The organism is Propioniciclava flava (genome assembly GCF_004126535.1).
In the GTDB taxonomy this organism is placed as follows: domain Bacteria; phylum Actinomycetota; class Actinomycetes; order Propionibacteriales; family Propionibacteriaceae; genus Propioniciclava; species Propioniciclava flava.
This window is the reverse complement of sequence record NZ_PPCV01000002.1, coordinates 269151-293532: the sequence shown is the minus strand read 5'-3', so window position 1 is coordinate 293532 and position 24382 is coordinate 269151. Positions and strand designations below refer to the sequence as shown.

General features: G+C 68.7%; 19 protein-coding genes, 1 tRNA gene and 1 pseudogene. 7 read left to right on the top strand and 14 right to left on the bottom strand.

The genetic code is table 11. From position 1 onward, the window contains the following. Positions 1–5 precede the first annotated feature (5 nt). The 4 genes and pseudogenes from mfd to C1706_RS04135 form a co-directional block, all read right to left on the bottom strand. Positions 6–3506: a transcription-repair coupling factor gene (gene mfd / locus C1706_RS04150; RefSeq protein WP_431830684.1), complete on the bottom strand. Its 3501-nt coding sequence runs from the start codon at positions 3504–3506 to the stop codon at positions 6–8. A gap of 45 nt (positions 3507–3551) precedes the next feature. Beyond that, positions 3552–3928: pseudogene (locus tag C1706_RS14270) on the bottom strand (hypothetical protein). A 358-nt stretch (positions 3929–4286) separates the two neighbouring features. Next, a complete protein-coding gene (gene pth / locus C1706_RS04140) occupies positions 4287–4889 on the bottom strand; it encodes an aminoacyl-tRNA hydrolase (protein ID WP_129457952.1) in 603 nt (200 codons plus the stop codon). Between the two features lie 4 nt (positions 4890–4893). Next, the gene (locus C1706_RS04135; protein ID WP_129457951.1) at positions 4894–5526 is read right to left on the bottom strand and encodes a 50S ribosomal protein L25/general stress protein Ctc; all 633 of its coding nucleotides are present in this window, start codon (positions 5524–5526) and stop codon (positions 4894–4896) included. 220 nt (positions 5527–5746) lie between these two features. Between C1706_RS04135 and C1706_RS04130 the strand changes: the two genes are divergently transcribed. Then, a complete protein-coding gene (locus C1706_RS04130) occupies positions 5747–7504 on the top strand; it encodes an AarF/UbiB family protein (RefSeq protein ID WP_129457950.1) in 1758 nt (585 codons plus the stop codon). Between the two features lie 29 nt (positions 7505–7533). Here C1706_RS04130 and C1706_RS04125 read toward each other — a convergent pair whose 3' ends face one another. Then, a complete protein-coding gene (locus tag C1706_RS04125; RefSeq protein WP_129457949.1) occupies positions 7534–8514 on the bottom strand; it encodes a ribose-phosphate diphosphokinase in 981 nt (326 codons plus the stop codon). Beyond that, positions 8511–9959, bottom strand: a complete 1449-nt coding sequence (gene glmU / locus C1706_RS04120) for a bifunctional UDP-N-acetylglucosamine diphosphorylase/glucosamine-1-phosphate N-acetyltransferase GlmU (protein WP_129457948.1) — start codon at positions 9957–9959, stop codon at positions 8511–8513. Before glmU ends, C1706_RS04125 begins: the two co-directional genes overlap by 4 nt. A 112-nt stretch (positions 9960–10071) precedes the next feature. On the opposite strand from glmU, the gene C1706_RS04115 reads away from it, so the two are divergent. Continuing rightward, positions 10072–11922: a Na+/H+ antiporter gene (locus C1706_RS04115; protein WP_129457947.1), complete on the top strand. Its 1851-nt coding sequence runs from the start codon at positions 10072–10074 to the stop codon at positions 11920–11922. A gap of 2 nt (positions 11923–11924) precedes the next feature. On the opposite strand, the gene C1706_RS14740 is transcribed toward C1706_RS04115, so the two are convergent. The 3 genes from C1706_RS14740 to C1706_RS04105 form a co-directional block, all read right to left on the bottom strand. Then, positions 11925–12407, bottom strand: a complete 483-nt coding sequence (locus tag C1706_RS14740) for an FAD-dependent oxidoreductase (RefSeq protein WP_250645419.1) — start codon at positions 12405–12407, stop codon at positions 11925–11927. Continuing rightward, entirely contained in the window at positions 12289–13506 is a 1218-nt protein-coding gene (locus tag C1706_RS14735; RefSeq protein ID WP_250645418.1) for an FAD-dependent oxidoreductase, read from the bottom strand. Before C1706_RS14735 ends, C1706_RS14740 begins: the two co-directional genes overlap by 119 nt. 80 nt (positions 13507–13586) lie before the next feature. After that, a tRNA-Gln gene (locus C1706_RS04105) sits at positions 13587–13668 on the bottom strand. Between the two features lie 162 nt (positions 13669–13830). On the opposite strand from C1706_RS04105, the gene C1706_RS04100 reads away from it, so the two are divergent. Continuing rightward, positions 13831–14472, top strand: coding sequence for a TetR/AcrR family transcriptional regulator (locus C1706_RS04100; protein WP_129458086.1), 642 nt, complete (start codon positions 13831–13833; stop codon positions 14470–14472). A 4-nt stretch (positions 14473–14476) separates the two neighbouring features. Here the strand turns inward: C1706_RS04100 and C1706_RS04095 are convergent, their stop codons facing one another. The 4 genes from C1706_RS04095 to rsmI are packed head-to-tail and all read right to left on the bottom strand — an operon-like array spanning position 14477 to position 17970. Next, positions 14477–15394 carry a 4-(cytidine 5'-diphospho)-2-C-methyl-D-erythritol kinase gene (locus C1706_RS04095; RefSeq protein WP_129457946.1) on the bottom strand — a complete coding sequence of 306 codons (918 nt, stop codon included), beginning with the start codon at positions 15392–15394 and terminating at the stop codon, positions 14477–14479. Between the two features lie 41 nt (positions 15395–15435). Then, on the bottom strand, positions 15436–16284 hold the full coding sequence (rsmA, locus tag C1706_RS04090) for a 16S rRNA (adenine(1518)-N(6)/adenine(1519)-N(6))-dimethyltransferase RsmA (protein WP_129457945.1): 849 nt from the start codon (positions 16282–16284) through the stop codon (positions 15436–15438). Further along, on the bottom strand, positions 16277–17122 hold the full coding sequence (locus C1706_RS04085) for a TatD family hydrolase (protein ID WP_129457944.1): 846 nt from the start codon (positions 17120–17122) through the stop codon (positions 16277–16279). Before C1706_RS04085 ends, rsmA begins: the two co-directional genes overlap by 8 nt. Beyond that, positions 17119–17970, bottom strand: coding sequence for a 16S rRNA (cytidine(1402)-2'-O)-methyltransferase (gene rsmI, locus C1706_RS04080; RefSeq protein ID WP_206660955.1), 852 nt, complete (start codon positions 17968–17970; stop codon positions 17119–17121). The genes C1706_RS04085 and rsmI overlap by 4 nt, the downstream gene beginning before the upstream one ends. A 64-nt stretch (positions 17971–18034) precedes the next feature. Here rsmI and C1706_RS04075 point away from each other — a divergent pair, with 64 nt between their 5' ends. The 3 genes from C1706_RS04075 to C1706_RS04065 all read left to right on the top strand — a co-directional run bounded on the left by C1706_RS04075 (position 18035) and on the right by C1706_RS04065 (position 22807). Next, complete coding sequence (locus C1706_RS04075; protein ID WP_129457943.1) at positions 18035–19579, top strand: dolichyl-phosphate-mannose--protein mannosyltransferase; 1545 nt, start codon at positions 18035–18037, stop codon at positions 19577–19579. Between the two features lie 117 nt (positions 19580–19696). Next, a complete protein-coding gene (locus tag C1706_RS04070) occupies positions 19697–21295 on the top strand; it encodes an ABC transporter substrate-binding protein (protein ID WP_129457942.1) in 1599 nt (532 codons plus the stop codon). Positions 21296–21376: 81 nt separating this feature from the next. Beyond that, positions 21377–22807 carry a uracil-xanthine permease family protein gene (locus C1706_RS04065; RefSeq protein ID WP_129457941.1) on the top strand — a complete coding sequence of 477 codons (1431 nt, stop codon included), beginning with the start codon at positions 21377–21379 and terminating at the stop codon, positions 22805–22807. A gap of 47 nt (positions 22808–22854) precedes the next feature. Here the strand turns inward: C1706_RS04065 and C1706_RS04060 are convergent, their stop codons facing one another. Continuing rightward, entirely contained in the window at positions 22855–23370 is a 516-nt protein-coding gene (locus C1706_RS04060) for a DNA-3-methyladenine glycosylase I (RefSeq protein WP_129457940.1), read from the bottom strand. A gap of 74 nt (positions 23371–23444) precedes the next feature. On the opposite strand from C1706_RS04060, the gene C1706_RS04055 reads away from it, so the two are divergent. Further along, positions 23445–24278, top strand: a complete 834-nt coding sequence (locus C1706_RS04055) for a MerR family transcriptional regulator (RefSeq protein WP_129457939.1) — start codon at positions 23445–23447, stop codon at positions 24276–24278. Positions 24279–24382: the final 104 nt, after the last annotated feature.

Genomic DNA, 24382 nt, shown 5'->3' with positions numbered 1-24382 from the left:
CGATCCTAGCGGGCTGGGCTGAGAAGTGCCGTCATCGCTTGCGCCGCCCACTCCAGCAAGGGGGCATCCGTCACCGGTTTGCCCGCGATGGGTTGCGTCATCGGACGCGGCAAGAACAGTTGGCCGGTGGCCCGGTTCAGCCGCGACCCCGGGTAGAGGCGTGCCCGACGCATGTCGGCCGACTCGGACAGGCTCACCGGGGCGAAGCGGACCATGGTGCCCGCGCTGAGCACCTCGGTGACGCCGAGCGAGCGGGCCAGCATGCGGAACCGGCTCACCGCGAACAAGTTCTCCACCGGGGCGGGCAGCGGACCGTAGCGATCCAGCAGTTCGGCGCGCACCGCGTCGAGGTCGGACTCCTCCCGTACCGCCGCCAACCGCTTGTACATCTCCAACCGCAGCCGTTCCGACTCGATGTAGTCGGTGGGCAGGTGGGCGTCCACCGCGAGTTCGATCTTCATCTCGGGTTCTGGTTCGGCGGCCTCGCCGCGGAAGTCGGCCACCGCCTCGCCCACCAGACGGATGTAGAGATCAAAGCCCACGTCGGCGATGTGTCCGGACTGTTCGTCCCCCAGCAGGTTGCCTGCGCCGCGGATCTCCAGGTCCTTCATCGCAATCGCCATGCCAGCGCCCAGATCGGTGTGGGCGGCCATCGTGGCCAGCCGGTCGTGCGCGGTGTCGGTGAGGGGCTTGTCCGGCGGATACAGGAAGTAGGCGTAGCCGCGTTCGCGACCCCGCCCCACGCGTCCGCGCAACTGGTGCAACTGAGAGAGGCCCAGCAGGTCCGCCCGCTCGATGATGAGGGTGTTCGCGCTGGAGATGTCCAGGCCTGCCTCGACGATGGTCGTACACACCAAGATGTCGGCGCGACGCTCCCAGAAGTCGAGCATCACCTGCTCCAACTGATGCTCGTTCATCTGACCGTGAGCGACCTCGACGGTGGCCTCGGGCACCAGATCCCGGATCCGCGCCGCAGCCTTCTCGATGGTGCCAACCCGATTGTGGATGTAGAACACCTGCCCCTCGCGGGCCAGTTCGCGCCGGATCGCGGCCCTGATCTGGGCGTCGTCGCTGGGCCCGGCGAACGTCAGCACGGGGTGCCGCTCTTCGGGTGGGGTTGCGATGACGCTCATCTCGCGGATGCCGGTGATCGCCATCTCCAGCGTTCGCGGGATCGGGGTGGCCGACATCGACAGCACGTCGACGTTGAGGCGCATCTTCTTCAGCGCCTCCTTGTGCTCGACGCCGAAGCGCTGCTCCTCATCGACGATCACCAAGCCCAGATCCTTGAACAGGACCTCCTGGGAGAACAGCCGGTGAGTGCCGACGACGACGTCGATCGAGCCGTCCAGCAGGCCGTCGATGACCTTCTTCGACTCCGCGGGCGTCTGGAACCGGCTCAGGGAGGCGACCGTCACCGGGAACCCCGCGTAGCGGTCGGCGAAGGTGGCGTAATGCTGCTGGACCAGCAAAGTGGTCGGGACCAGGATCGCGACCTGCTTGCCGTCCATGACGGCCTTGAACGCGGCCCGGATGGCGATCTCGGTCTTCCCGTACCCGACATCGCCGCAGATCAGGCGGTCCATGGGGACGATCTGCTCCATGTCGCGCTTGACCTCGCTGACGGCGGCCAACTGATCGGGTGTTTCCACGTAGGCGAAGTTGTCTTCGAGTTCACGCTGCCACGGGCTGTCGACACCGAAGGCGTACCCCTGGGTGGCCTGCCGCGCCGCGTACAGCTTGATGAGTTCGGCGGCGATCTCCCGGACGGCCTTGCGAGCGCGGCTCTTGCGCTTGTTCCAGTCCGCTCCCCCCATCCGGTCCAGTGCGGGAGCCTCCCCGCCCACGTAGCGGGTGACCTGGTCGAGGGCGTCCATGGGGACGAAGAGCCGATCCCCCGGCTGACCACGCTTGGAGGGCGCGTACTCGATGACGAGGTACTCCCGGGTCGCCCCGGCGGCCGTCCGGGTCACCATCTCGACGTAGCGGCCCACACCGTGCGCGTCGTGGACGATCAGGTCGCCGGGCTTGAGTTCCAGCGGGTCGATCGTGTTCTTGCGCCGCGCAGGCATCTTCCGGGGGGCCTTCTCGACCCCTTGGACGCCAGAGAGATCCCCGGAGGTGAAGACCTGCAGGTTCACCTTGTCGAGGCGGAAGCCGTGCCGCAGATCTGCGGTGACGATCGAGGCCCGCCCGGCCAGGTCGTGCTCGGCCAGCACCTCGCCGAGGCGCGTCGCGCGCCCGGGGCTGTCTGCCACCATCACCACGCTCATCCCGGCGTCCAGCGACGACCGGACCGCACCCAGGGCCGCTTCGAGATCCCCGCGGAAGGGCTCGTTCTCTTCGGCGGCGATCTGCAAGCTGGCGGGATCTTCGGCGAACGCGGACAGCGTCCACCACGCCACGCCCCGCCCCAGCGCCTCGGTGCGCACCTCGCCCAGCGTCCGGTACGCCGAACCGCCCAGATCGATCGGCGCCTTACCGCCCTCGGCGGCCGCCGCCCAGGACGCCATCAAGAACTCTTGGCTGGTGGCGTGGAGTTCCATAGCGCGCGCCCGCACCTTCTCGGGATCACTCACCAAGACGGTCGTGTTGGGGGCCAAGACATCGACCAGCAGCTCGAGGCGGTCGACCAGCACGGCGGCGAGCGCCTCCATGCCGTCGACGGCGTGGCCCTCGGCGATCTTGGCGAACATCTCACGCAACTGCTCGCCCAGGTCGGTGCGCATCGACAGCGTGGCCGCCCGCTCTCGCACGGCGTCGCTCAGCAGCAGTTCGCGGCAGGGGTCGGCGGTGATGGCAGGCAGCGTCTCCTCCATGGAGCGTTGATCCGCCACCGAGAAGGGGTGGATCTCCTCGACCTGATCCCCGAAGAAGTCCACGCGGTAGGGGTGCTCGCTCGTGGGCGGGAAGACATCGATGATGCCGCCGCGCACCGCGAACTCGCCCCGCCGCTCCACCAAATCCACACGCACGTAGGCGGCATCCACCAGCGCTGCGGCGATCTCATCGACGTCGTAGTCGCGCCCGGCCTCGATCCGGACCGGGAGCAGATCACCGAGCCCCGCAACCTGTGGCTGCAAGATGGCTCGCACCGGCGCGACGATGACGCCGGGCGCCGGGAGCTCATCGTGGCCCGCGAGCCGCCGCAGGACGCTCAGGCGGCGACCCACCGTGTCCGAGCGCGGCGAGAGGCGCTCGTGCGGCAGCGTCTCCCAGGCCGGGTAGTAGGCCACGTCGTCTTCGCCCAACACGGATGCGAGCGTGTCGCGGGTGTTCTCCGCCTCGCGGTACGTCGAGGTGACCACCAGCAGTGGACGATCCGCGCGGGTGCGCAGCACGGACGCCAGGAGTGGGCGCAGCGCGCTGGGACAGGAGACGTCCAACGTCGCATCCGAGCCCACGCGCGCATGCGAGACCAGCTCAGCAATGACGGGTTCGGAGGCGACGAGCTCAAGAAGGCCCGCAAGATTCACGACGGACAGTCTAGAGGCGGCCCCTGACACTCCCCATGGAGCCCGGGTCGGAGCGGTGTGGATCGCAGCGCGTGGTCAGGGCTGATAGTGAGCCTCGACGACCTGACTCGCACCGTCGAGGGTGATGATGCCCCCGAAGGGGACGATCCATTGCGGGCGCGTGTGTCCACACGGCACACCCACGCAGACCACGGCATGCGGGTTGTATCGAGAAACCTGCTCGATGATGGTCTCGCGTTGCTCCACGCGAAGCCGAGAGCGCTCGGATGCTGACGGAACAGGCTTGTCTAGCGCGCTGACCGGTGGACGGGCGACCAGAACCCCTGCGGCAGCCTCGAGCACCCCTCGCTCGCTAGGGCTCGCACCCACCGTTTCACCTCGTCAGCGGAGGGGATTTCCTCGCTGGTCTCCAACAGGAGGATGGAGCCCGCCACGTCGGTCACGGCCGGCATCCGCCCCGCCAGTGCGATCTGATCGATCACTTCGATACAGCCACCCCAGCTATGCCCCGACACTGTCCGCGCCGGCCCCGCCCACGTCCAGGGCTCGGTGATCTCGCGATCCCCGAACTCGGTGAGGGCCCGGGCGTCCTCCCAACGCCGACCGAAGTCCTCAGCCTCGCCGGGCTCGGTGAGTTCCAGCGTGTCCCCGCCGAGGAGCACCGCGACGCGATCACCTGGATGAGCCTAGGGAACCCTGAGAAACGTCTTCACGGTCATATCCCATGAAAGCAGGGCACGGAATCGGCTCACCGGAGTTGGCCCGGCGCCCTTCCTGCGATCCTGAAATAACGCTCTGCCGCTGCCCGCCTCAGGAGTTGAAGCGGTTCTGGACAGCTTCGAGGCCTGCAGCGATCAGCGTCTCGACGGCGTCGGCGTTGCGGGACGCCTCGACGGCGTAGTCCTCGCGCAAGGACGCCGGGATCGTCGCCAGCACGTAGGCGGCGGCGTCCTGACGACCGGGTGGACGCCCGATGCCGAACCGGACCCGGTAAAAGTCGCCGGTACCCAACGCGGCACGGATCGACTTCAGGCCGTTGTGCCCGTTGTCGCCCCCGCCCTTCTTGACGCGCAGGCGCCCGAAATCCAGATCGAGTTCGTCGTGGACGACGATCACGTTCTCGGGGGAAATCTTGTAGAACGCGGACGCCTTACCGACGGCGGCACCCGAATCGTTCATGAACGTGCGCGGCTTGATCACGACGACGCGCTGGGCGTCAGCCCCCACGCCGCCCATCCCCGCAGGGGTCAGCCGCGTCTCGCACACGTCGGCGCGCATGCCGCGCGGCGCCGTGAACGGTGCGCGCGCCCGCCCGGCGAGTTCGTCGGCCACCATGAAGCCGACATTGTGCCGGGTGGACGCGTAGGTCGGGCCCGGATTACCGAGCCCGACCACCAACCACGCGTGCGGCAAGGACTTACTCCGCGGCTTCCTCGGAAGCAGCCTCGGCGGGCTCGTCGCCAGCCTTGGCCACGGCGGCGTCCAGTTCGGCGTCCAGTTCCTCGGTCGTGGGGGCCGGGGCGATGGAGAGGATCAGTTCCTCGGGGTCGCCAGCGAACACGGCACCCGCAGGCAGTTTCAGGTCGGCGGCGGTGATCTGGTCGCCGACCTGCAGGGCGCCGCCGTCGATCTCGACGTGGGCCGGGATGTTCGTGGCCTCGACCTCGAGGGTGATGGCCTGCTGGTCCTGAACCAGGATGCGGTCTTCCTTGATGGTGCCGGTGATCAGCAGCGGAACCTCGACGCTGACCTTCTCGCCCTTCTTCACGATGACGAGGTCGACGTGCTCGAGGAAGCCGGTGATCGGGTCGCGCTGCACCTGCTTGGGCAGGGCCAACTCGGGCTCGGCGCCATCGATGACGAGGGTGAGCAGGGCGTTCGCGGTGCGCAGCGCCAGCAGGGTCTCGTGGCCGGGCAGCGTGATGTGGATCGGGTCTCCGCCGTGGCCGTAGATAACGGCGGGCACCTTGTTGGCGCGGCGGATCCGGCGGGCAGCGCCCTTGCCGAACTCATTGCGGGACTCGGCTACAAGCTTCAGCTCATCGCTCATGTGTGGTTCTCCTCAACCTTGCGGTACAGACGTGGCAAGGGAGGACCTTGTCGATCACGGGATCAGACGTCCCCTCGCCAAGCAACCTTTGCATCCTACCCCACACGGCAGGGCGTGGATAGTTCAGAGGCGCGGGCGGGGAGGAACACGGACCGACGGCGTTATGCGCTTGGCTGACTAGGCTCGCAGAAGGGGCATCCAACCTGCGTGAGGGGATCCGATGAACGTGCTCGCCGGGCTCGAATCGTTCTTCAGCGGCATCGCCGCACTCACCGTGAGCGTGTTGCAAGCGTGGCTGCTGGTCCACGCGGCCCGCCGCGTCCTGGGCGTCCCGGTGGGGTGGCTCCGCTCGTTCGTTGTCTCGATCCTGACCATCGGCATCTTCTTCGGCGTCATCGGCTGGGCCCTGGAGTCCGGGACGATGGTCATCACCGACTCGAGCGCCGGGGCAGGCCTGCTCGTCCTCATCGTGTTGGCCCTGTGGGGGTTCGCCTTCAGCGCAGCCGTCCTGGTGGGGCTCGAAGTGCTGTGGCCCACCGGATCCCTGCCCCCGCTGCGGTCGGCGTTCTTCGGGTGGGGGCGCCGCTTCGCCACCGCCCGCCGCTACGGGGAGATCACGACGATCCTGGCCCGCAACGGCCTCACCTCCCAGCTACGCGGCCTGCGCGGCGACGACCGGCCCTCCGTGACCGCCCATTCGCTGCGCCTCGCGTTGGAGCAGTCCGGGGTGACGTTCGTGAAACTGGGCCAGATGTTGTCCACGCGGGCGGATCTGCTCCCCCCGGTGTATCTGGAGGAGCTGTCCCACCTCACCAACCGCGTCGCGCCGCAACCGTGGCCCGTGTTCGCGACTGCCGTGGAGGCTGAACTCGGCCGCCCGCTGGAGGAGGTGTTTTCAGAAATCGATCCCGAACCCCTCGCGTCGGCGTCGCTCGCCCAGGTCCACACGGCCACTCTGGTGAGCGGGGAGCGCGGCGTCCGCATCCCGCACGTCTACGACGAACTCTCGGGGCGTCACGTCATCGTCATGGAGCGACTCACCGGGACCCCCATCGCCCAGGCGGACGACCTCATCGAGGCTCTGGACGCCGACACGCGCGCTGCGTCCGCGCAGACCCTCCTGGCCGCAGTGCTCGGCCAACTCCTCGGTGATGGCATCTTTCATGCCGACCTGCACGCTGGCAACGTCGTGATCTGGCCCGACGGCGCGGTGGGGCTGCTCGACTTCGGATCAGTAGGACGCCTGGACGCCCCCTCCCGTCAGACGCTGGCCCTGATGCTGTGGTCGATCGACGCCGACGACCCCGTCTTGGCCACCGACTGCGTGTTGGAGTTGCTGGACCGGCCCGACACGCTGGACGAGCGTGCGCTGCAGCGCGAGATCGGGCTGCTCATCACCCGCTACCGCGGCGGCATCGGACGCGGCGGAAGCCTCAAAGTGTTCGGTGAACTGCTGTCGCTGGTGATGCGCTACGGATTCGGCGTCCCCCCGCAGATCGCCGCCGCCCTGCGCTCCCTGGGCGCGCTCGAGGGGACACTCAAACGTCTCGATCCGGGGCTCGACCTCGTCGAGGCGGCGCGCTGTGTCGCCAAGGACGTCACCGGCGATCTCTCCCCTGAAGGCGTGACCGCCCAACTGCAACGCCGGATGGTGCGCATCCTGCCCGTGCTGGAGCACCTGCCGCGGCGCATCGACAAGCTGACCGACGACCTGACCGAAGGCCGTTTTGCCGTGCGGGTGTCCTTGTTCCACGATCCGCACGACCGGCGCTTCGTGACGTCGCTGGTGCAGCAACTCGTCCTCGCCCTGCTGGCGGGTGCGGCCGTCGTCGGAGGCATCGTGCTGGTCACCAGCGGCGGCGGGCTCCCGCTGATCGCGGGCATCGACACGTTCAGCCTGCTGGGCCTGCTGCTCGCCTTCGCCGGGGTGATCCTCGCACTGCGAGCGGTCGCGCTGATCTTCACCCGCCCCCGCTGACGCGCACAAGCAAGGCGCGTGAGGCCGCCTTACAGGCTGGCGCCCTGGAACAGGCTGGTGACCGAACCGTCCTCGAAAATCTGCCGGATCGCCTCGGCGATCAGCGGAGCAACCGACAACGTGGTGAGCTTCGGCACGTTCACCCCGTCGGGGATCGGGAGCGTGTTGGTGACGATGATCTCCTCGAACGGCGCCGAGTTCAGCCGCTCGGCAGCCGGGCCCGACAAGATCGGATGCGTCGCTGCAGCGATCACGCCGGCGGCGCCGTGCTCCTTCAACGTGTGCGCGGCCGCCGTGATCGTGCCCGCAGTATCGATCATGTCGTCCACAAGCAGGCACACCCGGCCCCGGACGTCACCGACGACCTCCCCGACCGCCACCTCGTTGGCCTTGTTCGGGTCACGCCGCTTATGGATGATCGCCAGCGGCGCACCCAGCCGGTCGGTGTACGCGTCGGCCAAGCGGACGCGGCCAGCGTCGGGGCTGACGACGGTCAGGTTGTCCAGCGGGTAGTGCGTGCGGATGTACTCCTCCAGCACCGGGAGCGCGATCAAGTGATCGACGGGCCCGTCGAAGAATCCCTGGATCTGGGAGGCGTGCAGATCGATCGACATCAACCGATCCGCGCCCGCGGTCTTGTACAGGTCGGCGATGAGCCGGGCGGAGATGGGCTCGCGGCCCGCATGCTTCTTGTCCTGACGCCCGTAAGGGTAGAACGGCGACACGACCGTGATGCGTTTGGCCGAAGCCCGCTTCAGCGCGTCGATCATGATGAGTTGCTCCATGAGCCACTCGTTGACCGGCGCCGGGTGTGCCTGGATGACGAACGCGTCCGCGCCGCGCACCGACTCCTCGAAACGCACGTAAATCTCGGAGTTCGCGTAGGTGAGCGCCCTGGTCGGGACCAACTCCACCCCCAGCAGGCTGACGACCTCGTCGGCCAGTTCGGGGAACGCCCGCCCGGACGCCACGATGAGGTGTTTCTCGGACTGACGCTTGATCCCGGTCACTGCTCGGGCGTCCCTTCGCTCGCTTCTCGGGCTGCGGTGAAGGTCTTGGTGCCTGCGCGCCGAGCCGCCACCCATCCGGCGATATTACGCTGCCGGGCCCGGGCCACCGCCAGTTCACCAGGCCCCACCGGGTCGGTGATCGCCGACCCGGCGCCGACGTAGGCCCCGTCGGCGATCTCGACCGGCGCCATGATGACCGAGTTGCTGCCCACGAAGCTCGCCTTGCCCACCACGGAACGGCTCTTGGTGACGCCGTCGTAGTTGGCGAAGATCGTGCCCGCGCCGATGTTGGCGTCCGGCCCGATCTCGACATCGCCCGCATAGGTGAGGTGCGGCACCTTGGCGCCCTCGCCGATCATGGCGTTCTTGGTCTCCACGAAGGTGCCGATCTTGCCGCGATCCCCCAACTCCGTCCCCGGACGCAGGTAGGCGAACGGCCCCACCGAGGCGCCCGCCCCGATGATCGCCAGCGACCCGTGCGTCCGGACGATGGTGGCGTCCTCGCGCACCTCGACGTCGATCAATGTGGTGTCGGGACCGATGGTGGCCCCCGTAGCGACCGAGGTCGCGCCTTCGAGGTGGGTGCCCGGCAGCAGCGTCACGTCGGGGGCCAGATCAACGGTGTCGTGGACCCAGGTGGTTTCCGGGTCGAGGATCGTGACCCCGGCACGCATCCACTTCTCCAGCAGGCGACGATTCTGTTCGCGCCCCAGCCGGGACAACTGGATGCGGTCGTTCACCCCTTCGGCCTGCCAGCGATCCTCCAAGATCATGGCGTGCACGTCACGGCCCCGTTCGCGGGCGAACGTGATGACGTCGGTGAGGTACAACTCGCCCTGCGCGTTGTTGCTGGTGAGGGACGCCAGCCCGGCCCGCAGCGTCGCCGCGTCGAACACGTAGATGCCCGCGTTGATCTCGGTGATGGCAGCCTGCTGGGGGGTGGCGTCCTTCTGCTCGACGATGGCCGCGACCTGGCCGCCGTCGGCGTCACGAACGATGCGCCCATACCCGCTCGGATCGTCCAGCACCGTGCTGAGCACCGTCACCGCATCGCTGTGGGTGCGGTGGGCCGCCACGAGGGCGGCGAGCGTCTCCCCGGTGAGTAGTGGAACATCGCCGTAGGTGACGACGATCTCCCCCTCAACGTCGGCGAGGTGCTCCAGGCCTGCGCGCACCGCGTCGCCGGTGCCGTTTTGCTGCTCTTGGACCGCGACCGTGACCTGGGGGGCGATGTCGGCCAGGTGCGCCTCGATCTGTTCGCGCTCATGGCCCACCACCACGACAAGGCGCTCAGGGTCGAGGAACTCGGCCGCATGGATGGCGTAGCTGAGCAGGGAACGCCCTGCAATCTGATGCAGCAGCTTCGAGGTGCGTGACTTCATGCGCGTTCCCGCGCCCGCCGCCAGCACCACTACGCCTGCTACGCCCGGTACCTGGTCGTCCATCAGGGGCTCCTTCATCGACGCGGGTCATTCGCGTGCAGCAGCCTACCGTCCGCAGACCTCCCCCACGCGGCTCGCCGTCAAGGGTCGGCGTCGCGGGCTGCACAATAGGCGGGTGGACATCGCCCTCATCCTCGTCGGAATCGCCGTGGTCGTCTTGGCCGCCGAAGCCGTCAGCGAACGCCTCAACGTACCCCCGCCCCTGCTGCTGATCGTCGTCGGCGCGGTGGCCTCCTACCTGCCCTTCCTGCCGCAGATCCATCTCGAACCAGAGATCGTCTTGCTGGGTTTGCTGCCCCCGCTGCTCTACACGGCCGCGCTGCAAACCTCGCTGGTCGACTTCGCCGCCAACCGCCGGCCCATCATCTTGTTGTCGGTCGGCCTGGTCGTCGTCACCACCTTCGCGGTGGGAGCCGTCGTGAACTGGCTGATCCCGGACCTGGGCTGGGCGGCCGCGCTCGCGATCGGGGCCGTGGTCGCCCCGCCGGACGCCGTTGCCGCCACGGCGATCGGACGCCGCATCGGGCTTCCCCGCCGCGTCGTCACCGTCTTGGAAGGCGAGTCGCTCCTCAACGACGCCAGCGCACTGGTCGCCCTGCGGACGGCGATCGCCGCCCTCGCCGGTGCGGTCACGCTCGGGCAGATCAGCTTCCACTTCCTGCTCGCCGCAGGAGGCGGGACGCTGGCCGGGTTCGTGATGTTTGTGATCGTGGCCCGGCTGCGCCGACGCATCACCAACCCGGTGATCGACACCACCATCTCGCTCATCACCCCGTACGCCGCCTACATGCTGGCCGAGGCCGTCCACGCCTCCGGCGTCATCGCTGTCGTCGTCGCGGGCCTCCTGCTGGCGCACAAGGCGCCCGTGATCCAAACTGCCCCCTCGCGGATCGCCGAACGCACGACCTGGAACGCCATCTCGTTCCTACTGGAGAACACGGTCTTCCTCCTGATCGGCTTGCAGACCAACTGGATCATCCACGATGTGCTGGCGTCCCACCTTCCGCTGGGGTGGATCGTCCTGGTCTGCGGCAGCGTGCTGGCCACCGTCATCGTGGTCCGGTTGGTCTGGGTGTTCGCCATGCGGGTGCCGCTGATGCTCAACCACCGCAAGAACGCCGGCGGCGGGGCCGCCGCCCTCCTCGTGGGATGGGCGGGCATGCGTGGCGTGGTCACGCTGGCGGCGGCCTTCATCCTGCCCAGCGACGTCCCCTACCGGGAAGTCCTCCTCTTGATTGCGCTGACCGTCGTGGCCGGGACCCTGTTCCTGCAAGGCCTGACCTTGCCGTGGGTGACGCGGCACCTCGACATCGAGGCCCCCGATCCCGCCTCGGACGCCCTCACGCGCGCCGTCGTGCTGCAGGAGGCAGGCCGGGCCGGCCTCGAACTCCTCGACACCCTCGACATCGACGACCCCCACCACGTCGTCGACATGATCCGCACGCGCATCAACGAACGCTCATTCGCCGCGTGGGAACGCCTCGGCACCAACGGCGACCACCAGTCCCCCTCCGAGATGTATGGCTACATTCGGCGGACCATGCTGACCGCCGAACGCGAGAAGGTCCTCGACATCCGCAAAACCGGCACGGTTCCCGGGGACATCATCGCTGAGGTGCTGAACATGCTCGACGTCGAGGAGTCGATGATCGACACCCACACCGAACGGGTGGAAGCCATCCGCACGGCGGGGCTGCGGATCGCGCAGCCACAAAGCTGCGCCGACCTGGACCGCTACCCCGCCATCGAGGACGCCGAAGCTGACGTGTGCCCGGCGTGCATCGCCGACGGCACGGACTGGGTGGCCCTACGCCGTTGCCTGGAATGCGGGCACGTCGGCTGCTGCGACTCCTCGCCCGGGCGTCACGCCACCGCCCACTTCCGCGACAGCCACCACCCCGTCATGCAGTCAGCCGAACCCGGCGAAGCGTGGCGGTGGTGCTACGTGCACCACACCACCGGCTGATCTCAGGCGGACGCCCCCCGCGCGTCTGCGGCGAACTCGTCGGCGCGCAGCCGCGCCAAGTGTTCGTGTACCAGTGCGACGACCGTGGCCCCTTCCCCGGCCGCGGCCGCGACCCGCTTCATGGAGCCAGAGCGGATGTCACCGGCCACGAACACGCCCGGGACGGCCGTCTCGAGGCTGGCGGGCGGGCGTCCGTCGCGCCAGCGATCCTGGGGGACATCCCGGCCCGTTTGCAGATAGTTCTTCTCATCGCGGGTCACCGCGGCGGGAACCCAGTCGCAGGCCGGGTCGGCGCCAATCAGCAGGCACAGACCACCCGCCTCCACGCGCTCACGGTGGACGACGTCGGCGTCACGCACCTCAACCTCAAGCCATTCCAGGCGTCCCTCGCCCCCGCCCCCGACCACGCGGGTACCGGTGCGCACGTCGATGTTGCTCGTGGCGTCGATCTCCCGAATCAGGTAGTCCGACATCGTCGCGCCCAGCCCGTCGCGGCGCACCACGATGCTGACCTGCGCGGCGAAGGTCGCCAGATGGATGGCCGCCTGGCCAGGCGACCCCGGCAGCGAGGACGACGGCGCGCGCGCAGATCCTCACCCCCCGCACGAAGACGTGATGGTGGGTCGGCTCCCCGGGTGGGGAGTCTTGAATATCGGTGACCGGTCGTCCGGTGTAGAACTTCGCACCGAACCGGAGGGCCTGGATGCGGGCTCGCTGCGCCAGCCGCATCCCGGAGATGCCGCGCGGGAACCCGAGATAGTTGCGAATCATCGAACTCGACCCCGCCTGTCCCCCGATCGCCTCCGACTCGATGACGATGGTGTCCAGGCCTTCCGAAGCAGCGTAGACGGCCGCTGCCAGCCCGGCGGGCCCGGCGCCGACGATCACCACATCGGCGACCTCGTCGGCGGGGATCGCGTCGTGGCCGCCATACATCGCCTCGGCGGCCTTCGCCACGGTCACGCCACTGAGGAACTCGTCGCCGAACGTCCGCAGCAGCGGAAGCTCCACATCGGGACCGGCCGCCTCCAGGACCGCGATGCCTTCGGGCGAGTCAGCCGTGTAGGCCCGCGAGGGCATCCCTGAGCGCTCCAGCCAATCCCGCACGGCAGCGACGTTCGCATCGGGACGGTCGTACACCAACTCGACGCGGGCCACGACCGGGCCAGCGACCGACCAGCCCCAATCCGAGAGCGTCTCTACCAAGGCGGTGTGGAACTCTTCATCGCGTAGCCCCGTGGGAACGGCCAGGTAGGCGTCCAGTTCATTGTCCAGGGACGCGATGCGCAGCCGGTCCACGTGCAACCGGAAATTCTCGGCGAGCAGCGCCACCCGGCGCGCGGTCGGCACCAACGGGCGCAGGCGGGCGAACAGTTCTAGGGAGTCACCATCGCGCAGATCGTGCTCGGCAGCGACCAGAGCCAACTGATAACCCTTGTGGACGAGCGATTCGACGACGCCCACGGCGTCGGCAACGCTGGTGGCAGGCACCACCGTGTAGTCACGGGAGTAGCGCTGAAACTCACCCAGCAGGATCGCGCGATGCGCGTCGGTGACGAGCAGAATGATCGGACGATCACCCATGGGACACCGCGCAGGGGGTGAAAGCGTCGACAAGGTGGGGATGGTGCATACGGCGATGGTGACAGACCACGCAAGCCCACTGGCTCCCCGGGTAGGAGTCGAACCTACTGCGCTAATCCTGATTCAAAGTCAGGCGGGCCCTACCGAAAGACCAACCGGGGAACGGACGCCAGAGCGTCCAGGGGATGAGTGTAGGCGAGGACACGGTGACGATGCACATGCACCCGGTGATCGGTTTCATTGGCGCACCGACTTGCCACGCGAGAGACTGGGGCGGTGAGCAGTCAACCGAGCACCGCACGCGCCCGCCGCGGACGCGTGCGGATGACCCGGGAGCAGCGCAGACAGCAACTCATCGACGTCGCGCGCGGGCTGTTCGCTGACCGGGGGCTCGACGGCACCTCGGTCGAAGAAATCGCCGCCCACGCCGAAGTGAGCAAACCGGTGGTGTATGAGCATTTCGGCGGCAAGGAAGGCCTGTACGCGGTCGTCGTCGACCAGGAGGTGCGCCGGCTCCACGACGCCATCTTCCAGGCCATCTCACGGCCGCACGCCGACCCACGGTCGCTGATCGAACTCGGAACGCTGGCCCTGCTGGATTACATCGAGGAAGAACCGGACGGGTTCCGTATCATCAGCCGTGACTCCTCCCCCTACGCCCCTGGCGGGACGTTCCAAACGATCTTGTCGAGCATCGGCAGCCGGGTTGAAGGGCTTTTGGCGGCCCAGTTCGACCGCCGCGGCTTCGATCCGGCTACCGCACCGCTGTACTCACAGATGCTCGTCGGTCTGGTGGCGCTCGCCGGACAGTGGTGGGTCGAATCCCACAATCAGACGACCATGACCAAACCTCAGGTCGCCGCGCACCTGGTCAACTTGGCCTGGAACGGCATGCGGAACCTCCACCCCGATCCGGTGCTGCGCGTCGCCGAAGGCCCGCTGGCCTCGGGCGACAATCCGGCGTAGCGGCTCAACACGACAGCAGGCGCGCACCGGGAACGGGCGCGCAGACCCGGCGCACCGCCCGCGCCAGATCGCTGCCCGCCAGCGCGTTGGACAGCCGCACGGCGGCGTCCTCGTTCTCAGACAAGAAGGCGCAGGTGGGCCCCGAGCCGGACACGATGCCCGTCAACGCGCCCGCGTCCACCCCCGCCGCCAGCACGTCGGCCAGGTGCGGACGCAGCGAGACGGCCGCGGGCTGCAGATCGTTGACGAGGTTGTCGGCCACCTGGGCGATGTCGCCGCTGGCCAGCCCGGCCAGCAGCCCGGGCGGCGTCTCGGGGGCGGGACCGGCGTCGGGGTTCAGTTCGTCGAAGCGGGCGAACACCTCAGGGGTGGAGAGTTCGACGTCGGGCAGTGCCAGCACCCAGTGATAGCTGCCCCGGCTGAGCATCGGCACCAGTTCGTCGCCGCGCCCCCGCCCCAGGGCGGTGGAACCCATCAGGCAAAACGGCACGTCCGCGCCGAGCCCGGCGGCCACGACGGCTAGCTCGTCGGGCGCGACATCGATGCGCCACAGGGCTGCGCACGCGATCAGGGCGGCGGCGGCATCCGCGGAGCCGCCCGCCATCCCCCCGGTGACCGGGATCGTCTTGCGGATCACCAACTCCACGCCGGGCTGCCGCATGCCCGCATAGGACGCCAACGCCTGGGCGGCCTTCAACGCCAGGTTGCTCTCATCGGTCGGCACCAGGGACGCCTGATCGCCGAGCACCCGCACCGTCCGGACGCCGCGGGGCGCGGGCAGCGCCTCCACCTCGTCGAAGAGCGACACCGCCTGGAACACGGTGTCCAGCGGGTGGTAGCCGTCCGCCCTGCGGCCCCCCACGCGCAGCGCGAGGTTGACCTTCCCCGGGACCCGGACCCTGATCCGCTCGGCCTTCTCCATGCGCCTTTCCTACCAGCAGGGGCGAAACGGGGCGAGCGAAGTCATCGCGGCAACTGCTCGGCGATGGCGACGAAGTCCTCGATCGTCAGCACTTCGCCGCGGGCCTGCGGATCCACCCCGGCACGCTCCAACGCCGCCGACGCGGCTGTGGAGCCGCCGAATAGCCCCGCCAGGGCGCCGCGCAGCATCTTGCGACGCTGGGCGAACGCGGCATCCACAACCCCGAACACCTCGGCGCGCGTCGCGGTGGTGTCCGGGACGGGACGCCGCCGCAGTGAGACCAGACCAGAGTCGACGTTGGGTACGGGCCAAAACACGGTCGGCGGAACCGTCCCCACGCGGGCCGAGGACGCATACCAGGCCAGTTTGACGCTCGGGACGCCGTACACCTTGCTTCCCGGCGGGGCGACCAGCCGGTCAGCCACCTCCAACTGCACCATCACCAGGCCGTGCTCGATGGTGGGGAACTGTGCCAGGACGTGCAGGAGCACCGGGACGCTGACGTTGTAGGGAAGGTTCGCCACCAGGGCGGTCGGTTGCGGGTCGGGGACGTCTGCCACATCGAGCGCATCGGCCTCGATGACGGTGAGCCGATCGGCACGATCGGGCAGCCGTTGCGCCACGATGCGAGGCAGACGCTGCGCCAACGCGGACTCGATCTCGATGGCGGTGACGTGACGGGCGACCTCCAGCAGGCCCAGCGTGAGGGAGCCCAGGCCCGGCCCGATCTCCATGACCGCGTCGTCGGCGTCCACACCGCTGGCGGTGACGATGCGGCGCACCGTGTTCGCGTCGTGGACGAAGTTCTGGCCTCGTTGCTTGGTCGGACGCAACCCCAGTTCGGCGGCCAGCGCACGGATGGTGCGCGGATCCAGCAATCCCTCAGCCATGGTGCCCCCAATCACCGAACAAAGCCGTGGCGTTCGCGTCCACGGCCTCACCAACCGCTTCGACGGGCTCCCCACGCACCTCGGCCAAGAAGCGCACCGTGTGCGGCAGCAAGAAGGACGCATTGGGACGCCCCCGCACGGGCACGGGCGTCAGGTAGGGGGCGTCAGTTTCGGCGAGAAGACGATCGGCGGGAGTGATCCGGGCCGCCTCGCGGAGCGCCTCGTTGGCCTTAAACGTCACGGTCCCGGGGAAGGACAGGTACGCCCCCTGCTCTAGGCAGCGGCGCGCCAGGGCGGCGTCCCCGGAGAAGCAGTGCATTTGCACCCGTGCAGGCCAGCCCTCGGCGTTCAGCACGTCCAGGAGATCGTCGTGGGCGTCCCGGTCGTGGATGACCAGGGCCAGATCGTGGGCCTTCGCCCACCCGATGTGGGCGGCGAACGCGTCGCGTTGGGCGGCCCGGCCCGCCTCGTCGGTGATCCAGTAGTAATCGAGCCCCGTCTCGCCGATGGCGCGCACCCGGTCGTGCGACCCGAGCAGGGCCTCGACTCCGCGCAGGGCGGCGTCCAGCCCGTCACCCAGTTCGACGACATCGTGGGGGTGGATCGCGATCGCGGCGATGACCGCGTCGTGGCGGCTCGCGACCTCGACGGCCGTGGCGGAACTCGGCAGGTCGTAGCCGACGTCCACGACCCTGTGTACCCCGACGGCAGCTGCGCGTGCCAGCAGATCCTCGGCGGACACGCCCGTCTTGGCGGTCGTGGAGGCCAGGTGCGTGTGCGCGTCCGTGGTGGGGCGCGGCAACGGCTCGGGGGCCTTCGGCAGTTCAGGTGCGCTCATGCGCGTTCCTTCCGTGCGACCAGGGCCGCATCGTAGAGGGCTTGCTTGGCGACACCATGCCGCTCGGCCGCGGCGCTGACCGCGGCCTTGAACCGCTCCCCGGCCTCCACCTGAGCCACGACATCGTCGACGGCCTCAGGCAGCGATCCTGCGCGCGGGACGGCGCCGGCCACCACGATGGTGATCTCGCCGCGCACCTCTCCCTGCGCCCAGGTGGCGAGTTCGCTCAGGGTGCCGCGCAGCACCTCTTCGTACGTTTTGGTCAGTTCACGGCACACGACGGCGGGACGGTCTGCCCCCAGCGCGTCGGCAGCGTCGGCGAGGAAGGCCCCGAGCCGGTGGGGCGCCTCAAAGAAAACCATGGTGCGGCGCTCCTCGGCGACATCGGCGAGCGCACGTCGTCGTTCACCGGGCTTGCGGGAGACGAACCCCTCGAACGTGAACCGGTCGCTGGGCAGCCCGGAGACGGCAAGCGCGGTGAGGACGGCGGACGGTCCCGGCACGGCCGTCACCCGGATGCCCGCCTCCGCAGCGGCCTGCACGATACGGAATCCCGGGTCGGAGACGACGGGCATCCCTGCGTCGGTGACCACCACGACCGTGGCACCGTCCTGCATCGACGCGAGCAGCCCCTCCACGCGTCCCGCCTCGTTGCCCTCGAAGTAGGACACCACGCTGGCGGTCGGCTCCAAGCCCAGGCGTCGGCACAGGTCCCGGAACCTCCGGGTGTCCTCGGCCGCGATCACATCCGCCTGGAGGATCGCGCGGCGCAAGGCAGGGCTCGCGTCCTCGACATCACCGATCGGGGTCGCGGCCAGGATCAAGACTCCCGCTTCGGTCTGCATCACGGTCCCAGTATGGCGAACCGCACCCGTCCCGGGCGCGGACAGGGCCGATGGCTACCATGTCCCCGTGACCTTGGACCGGCTGCGCGACGGCGTGCGTGACAACCCCTGGATCAGCTGGGGGGTCACGCTCGGGATCGGGCTGCTGGCCTTCCTCATCCGCATCGTCAACGTCGGGAATCCCCGCACGATCATCTTTGACGAGACGTACTACGCCAAGGACGCCTGGTCGCTGCTGCAGTTTGGGTACGAGGCCGAATGGTCCGGGGCGAACGTCAACGAGCAGATCGCTCAGGGCAACCTGTCCGGGCTGACCACCAACGGGTCGTTCATCGTCCACCCCCCGGTGGGCAAGTGGCTGATCGCGCTGGGCGAGGCGGGCTTCGGGATGAATAGCTTCGGCTGGCGCATCGCCGCCGTCGTGTTCGGCTCGCTGCTGGTGGTCGCCACGATCCGCCTCACCCGCCGGCTGTCGCGCTCCCTGCTGATCGGCGCTCTGGCCGGGATTCTGCTCACCTTCGACGGCCTTGCCTTCACCATGAGCCGCATCGCGCTCCTCGACATCTTCCAGGCCACGTTCCTCGTGGCAGCGGTCGCGGCGCTGGTCGCCGACCGCGACCACCATCGCCACAAGCTCGCCGACGCGATCGAGGCCCGCGGCTGGACCGATCTGCGCGGCGAATTCGGGCCCCTCCTGTGGTGGCGTCCCTGGCGGTGGGTCGCCGGGCTGTTGTTCGGTCTAGCGGTAGCGACCAAGTGGAACTCGCTGTTCGCGCTGGCCGCCTTCGGCATCCTCAGCGTGATGTGGGACATCGGCGCGCGGCGACTCGCCGGGGCAGGATTCGTGTCCTGGACCGCCATCCTGCGCGAGGGACTCACCGCGTTCATCGCGCTGGTCGGCACCACCTTCGTGGTCTACCTGGTCTCCTGGAGCGGGTGGCTAGCGACCTCCGGCGGTTGGGGGCGCCAGTGGGGCGCCCAGAATCCGGACCACCCCTGGGTCGCCGCGTTCGGCACCGGGCTGGCATCGCTGCTGCACTACCACCAAGAAATCTTCAACTTCCACACCGGCGACTACATGCGCCAGCAAACCCACCCCTACAACGCGCACCCGGCAGGGTGGCTGCTCATGCTCCGTCCGATCAGCTTCGACGCGACCAACGCCATCCCCGTGGGCACCGACGGCTGCGCGGGCCCCGAGACGTGCGTGCGCGTCATCGTCGGCATGGGCACCCCTATCTTGTGGTGGTTAGCCGCGATCGCACTCGTCATCTCCGTCATCTGGTGGATCGCCGGGCGCGACTGGCGCTTCGGCGTCCCCGTTGTCGCCGTGGCGTCCTTGTGGTTGCCCTGGTTCGCCTCCGCGGACCGGCCCGAGTTCTTCTTCTACGCCATCACCTTGATCCCCTTCACCGTCACCGGCTTGGCGATGGCCTTCGGGCTGCTCATCGGCCCACCGGGCTCCCCCGGTCGGCGCCGCGGCGCGATCATCGTCGGCACCCTCACCGGCCTGGTCATCGCAAACTTCGCCTACCTGTATCCGGTCCTCACCGACGGCTCCCTGCCCTACAGCCAATGGTTGGCGCGCATGTGGCTTCGTTCATGGATCTAGCTGTTTGCCGAACTGTGACCTAACCGGCGGCAATCGTGACCTGTTCGTGTGAACGGCTCCACGACGGGGGAATAGGCTGAATCCCGGCCTCAACCCCGAGACACACAGGAGGTGTCCGTGAACGTCCGGCGCCTCGTCCCGGCTCTCTGCGCCGTCCTGACATTCACGCTGGCCGGGTGCACCGCATCCTCGACGCCGACCCCCAGTTCCAGCACCGCCATCCCCGCCAACGCGACCCGCGACATCAACGCGCTGCCCCGCGACCGCGTGCGCGACGGGGGGCTGTTGCGGTTCTCGCTCGCGACGCTGCCCACCCAATGGAACCCGCACCACCCGGCGGCGGCCACCGAGGACGCCCAACGCCTGCTGGCACCTTTGACCCCTCAGCACATGCGCCTGGACGTCGCAGGCCGCGCCAGCATCAACCCCGATTTCCTCGTCTCCGCCGACGTGGAGAACACGCCCAACACCCGCGTCACCCTGCGGCTCAACCCGTTGTCGCGGTGGGGCGACGGGGCGAAGATCACGGCGGACGACTGGATCGCCACCTGGCGGGTCGCCACCGGTCGCATCCCCGGCGCCACCGCCTCAGATCTGCCAGGGTGGCAGCGGGTCGCCGACGTCGCCGCCGGAGACACCCCCGCTGACGTGATCATCACCTTCAGCGGCCCAGAACCCGACTGGGCCGAACCCCTCGTCGCGGGGCCCGTGCGCGCGAGCGCCACCGCCCACGCGGACGCCTGGTCCTGGTCGTCGTATGACCCCGCCCACTACGCCTCACCGTTCACGGTGACGCACGTGGACGCCCTCCAGGGAGTCATCACCGTGGAGCGTAATCCGCAGTGGTGGGGCGATACGCCCAAGCTCGATCAGATCATGTTCCGCACCGTCCAACCGGAGGCGGTCGCTGCGGCGTTCCAGCACAACGAACTCGATGTGTGGGAGATCGGCACATCCGAGGAACGCCTGCAGCAGAGCAAAGCCGCCACCGACACCCGCTTGCGGACCGCTCCCGGGCGCCGCGGCCGCGTCCTGCAGGTGGCGACGTCGGGGGTGCTCTCCGATGTCGCGGTCCGGCGAGGCATCGTGCAAGCGATCGACCGGGGTGCCCTCGCCGCGCAAGCGCTGGATGCGACCCCCGACACGGTGGCGGCGTGGTCCAACGCGCTCCTGCTGCCCACCCAACCCGGCTACGTCGACGAAGCCCGCGCAACCGGCGTCATCTTCGACGTCACCCAGGCGTCCGCCACGCTGCGCGAAGCGGGCTGGAAACCCGGAGCCGACGGGGTGCGTCTCAAGAACGGAATCCCCCTGGAGATCACGTACACGCTGGATCCGGCGGACTCCGCCTCCGGGCAGGAGTTCGCCCTGCTCAGCAGCCAACTGCAGGCGGCAGGGGTCCGCCTGCGTGCGGTGGCTCAGGGCGGCGATCTGACACCGGCACGGCTCACGTTCAGCCCGTTCCCGCTCGCGCATCTCCCGGCCGGGGCAAACCAATCCACCTACACCGAGTTGGTGGCGCGGATTTCGGTCGAGCAGGACGCCGTGCGTCGCGCCGACCAGGCGGGGCAACTCGCCCGAGCCCTGTGGCAGGAAGCCACCGAAGTGACGCTGTATCAGCTCCCACAGCAGGTGGCCGTGCGCAATGGACTGGCCAACTATGGTGCCCCAGCGTTCAGCACCACCGACTGGGAAGACGTGGGCTGGGCACCCTGATCGGCCCCCGCCCAATCACGGTACTGTTCAGCCGTTTGGCCTCGTAGCCGACGGTTGGCCACGTACTCGTAAGGATGCCCGATGGCGTTGTGGAAGCTTCACGGTGACGGATCTCTCAAGCTCGGTGAGGTGGTGGCACCCCACGAGCGGTTGAGTTGGGGCAAGACCATTGGGCTGGGCGCCCAGCACGTGGTGGCCATGTTCGGCGCCACCTTCGTCTTCCCACTCCTGATGGGGCTCAACCCGCAGTTGGCCGTCATGATGTCGGGCGTCGCCACCTTGGTGTTCCTGCTGACCGTCAAGGGCAAGGTGCCCAGCTACTTGGGCTCCTCGGCGTCCTTCGTCGGCGTCGCCACCGCGATCTACTCCGCCGGTGGTAACCCCTCCGACGTCACCGGTGCGATGTTCTGGGTGGGTGTCCTGCTCCTCATGGTGGGCCTCATCATCAGTGCGGTCGGCGCCAAGGTGATCCACCGCGCGCTCCCCCCGGTCGTCACCGGCGGGGTCGTCATGCTCATCGGGTTCAACCTGGCCCCCGTCGTCGCCAACACCTACTGGCCCCAGGATCAGTGGGTGGGTCTGGTGACGATGCTCCTGGTCGTGGTGCTCAGCGTGGGCGTGCGTGGCTTCCTGGGGCGCATCGCCATCTTCGTCTCCCTCATCTTCGGCTACGTGTTGAGCTGGCTGCTCGACGTCTTCACCGGGCCGATCACCGCCTTCTCGGCCTCCGCCGGAGCCGTGACGACGCACCTGCGCGTCGACTGGTCCGGCGTCGCCAACGCGGCCTGGGTCGGCCTGCCTCCGGTCACCGACCTCGCGAACTGGCAATGGCATGCGCAGACCAACGTGGTGGGCTTCCATCTGCCGCACTTCAACGTCGCCTTCGCGCTCATCGCCCTGCCGGTCGTCATCGCCTTGATCGCTGAGAACACCGGTCACGTGAAGGCCGTCGCCGAGATGACCGGTGAGAACCTCGACAAGCAGATGGGCCCGGCCATCGCCGCCGACGGCGCCACCTCGATGCTGGCCACCTTCGTCGGCGCTGGCCCCACCACCACCTATGCCGAGAACATCGGCGTCATGGCGTCGACGAAGGTGTACTCCTCGGCCGCGTACGTCGTCGCCGCCATCGTCGCGATCCTGTTCGGGTTCTCGCCCAAGTTCGGCGCCATCATCTCCGCGACACCTGGCGGCGTCCTAGGCGGCATCACGGTCGTGCTCTACGGCATGATCGGGCTGCTCGGCGCGAAGATCTGGAAGGAAAACCAGGTCGACTTCGGCAACCCGGTCAACCTGGTGCCGGTCGCCGCAGGCATCATCATCGGCGTCGGCAACGTGTCGTTGGATCTCGGCGGCTGGCAGCTCAGCGGCATCGCGTTCGGCACGCTGGTGACGGTGATCGTCTACCACCTGGCGCACCGCCTGGCTCCCGCTGAACTGAAGAACAACCCCGAGGGTGCGGTCCTGATCGTGGACCGCCCGGGCGCCTACAAGGGCGACCACGAGGACTGAGCCCCACCCGCGTGCGGGGGCTCGCCCTTGCCCCGCACGTGGCCGGTTCAGGCCAGGCGGTGCTGCACCAGCCCGATGGCCTGCATCAGGGCGAACATCGTCACCGGCCCGACGAACACGAACCCGCGCTTCTTCAACGCCGCGGCCAGTGCCACCGACTCGGGCGATTGCGTCGCGTTGACGTGACCACGGGGATCCGCGGGCTGGAACGACCACACCACGTCGGCCAGATCCTCCCCCGCGTCGCTCAACGCGACCGTCGCCTGTGCGTTCGTGATCGCCGCCTCGATCTTGCGCCGGTTGCGCACGATCGAGGCGTCCGTCATGAGCCGCTCGACGTCCGCCGCCCCGAACTGCGCCACCGCCGCGGGATCGAACCCGACAAACGCCTGACGGAACGCCGGACGCTTCCGTAGCACCGTCTCCCAGCTCAGACCCGACTGGAACCCCTCCAAGGTGATGCGCTCGTACACGCCCGGAGTGTCGCGAACCGGCAGCCCCCATTCGTGGTCGTAGTACTCGCGCAACAGATCAGACGTCTCGGCCCAGCCAGGTCGGTTCATGCCCACAGGTTAGGACGAGCGCGCCAGCACGCCTGGCTTGCACCTGACACAGTGTCAGGGCGTCGAGTGAGGCCATGGATCAATCAGCGGAACCGTTACTGGCCATCGGGGTGTTCTCCCGCCTGAGCGCCATCAGCGTCCGCATGCTGCGGCACTACCAAGGGTTCGGGATCCTCGAACCCCACCGGGTAGACCCGTTCACCGGCCACCGGTTCTACCGGCCCGAGCAGTTGGTGACCGCCCATTGGGTGGCCCGGCTGCGCGACGCCGGTCTGCCGGTCAGCGAGATCGCCCGCGTGCTCGCGGCGTCCGACGATCCTGGCCTCCTCCGTCGCCTGCTGGGCGAGCAACAAGCACGGCTCGATGCCGACCGGCTCACCCTCACGCAACGCGAGGAGGCCTTCCAGCACCTCACCACCTATCTGGAGGCCTCCACCATGGATATCGACGTCCGCAGGGAAACCCTGCCTGCCATGACCATCGCCGCGCTGCGCCGCGTCCTGCCCGACTACGGCAGTGAGGGGGTGCTGTGGCAGGAGATCGGTCCCTTGATGGTCGCCGACGGCGCCCTGCCGCCCGACCACGACGCGGGGATCGGTGGCGCGACCTTCTGGGACCCGGACTACCGCGAGAGCGACGTCGACGTGGAGGTCTGGCTTCAAGTCGACGCCCCCTTCGAGGCGACGGCCCCACTCACCTGCCGTACCCTGGCCGAGCAGGAGGTCGTCGTCGCGACGCTGCGGGGCAGCTATGACGCGATGGGCGACGTCACCGCCGCGGTCGGCGCGTACCTGGCGGCCCACCACCTGGAGACGGGGCCCATGTTCAACATCTACCGCGTCAGCCCGGCCCAGAACCCCGATCCGAGCGCCTGGGTGACCGACGTGTGCTTCCCCATCCAGCGGTAGCGCCCATCCGCCATGCCCGGCCCCTCCAGCCTGCGAGGGGCCGGGACTACCGCACATCGGCCACCGACACGCCCGGGGTTAGACTCGCCCTGATCCCGTCGCCG

Bases quoted from the DNA above. Each gene is read 5' to 3' on its own strand.
- C1706_RS04065 (WP_129457941.1), top strand. From the start codon at position 21,377: ATGGCGTTGTGGAAGCTTCACGGTGACGGATCTCTCAAGCTCGGTGAG.
- C1706_RS14735 (WP_250645418.1), bottom strand. From the start codon at position 13,506: ATGGGTGATCGTCCGATCATTCTGCTCGTCACCGACGCGCATCGCGCG.
- C1706_RS04095 (WP_129457946.1), bottom strand. From the start codon at position 15,394: ATGGAGAAGGCCGAGCGGATCAGGGTCCGGGTCCCGGGGAAGGTCAAC.
- C1706_RS04100 (WP_129458086.1), top strand. From the start codon at position 13,831: ATGACCCGGGAGCAGCGCAGACAGCAACTCATCGACGTCGCGCGCGGG.
- rsmA (WP_129457945.1), bottom strand. From the start codon at position 16,284: ATGGCTGAGGGATTGCTGGATCCGCGCACCATCCGTGCGCTGGCCGCC.
- C1706_RS04130 (WP_129457950.1), top strand. From the start codon at position 5,747: ATGAACGTGCTCGCCGGGCTCGAATCGTTCTTCAGCGGCATCGCCGCA.
- C1706_RS04135 (WP_129457951.1), bottom strand. From the start codon at position 5,526: ATGAGCGATGAGCTGAAGCTTGTAGCCGAGTCCCGCAATGAGTTCGGC.
- glmU (WP_129457948.1), bottom strand. From the start codon at position 9,959: ATGGACGACCAGGTACCGGGCGTAGCAGGCGTAGTGGTGCTGGCGGCG.
- C1706_RS04060 (WP_129457940.1), bottom strand. From the start codon at position 23,370: ATGAACCGACCTGGCTGGGCCGAGACGTCTGATCTGTTGCGCGAGTAC.
- C1706_RS04085 (WP_129457944.1), bottom strand. From the start codon at position 17,122: ATGAGCGCACCTGAACTGCCGAAGGCCCCCGAGCCGTTGCCGCGCCCC.
- C1706_RS04055 (WP_129457939.1), top strand. From the start codon at position 23,445: ATGGATCAATCAGCGGAACCGTTACTGGCCATCGGGGTGTTCTCCCGC.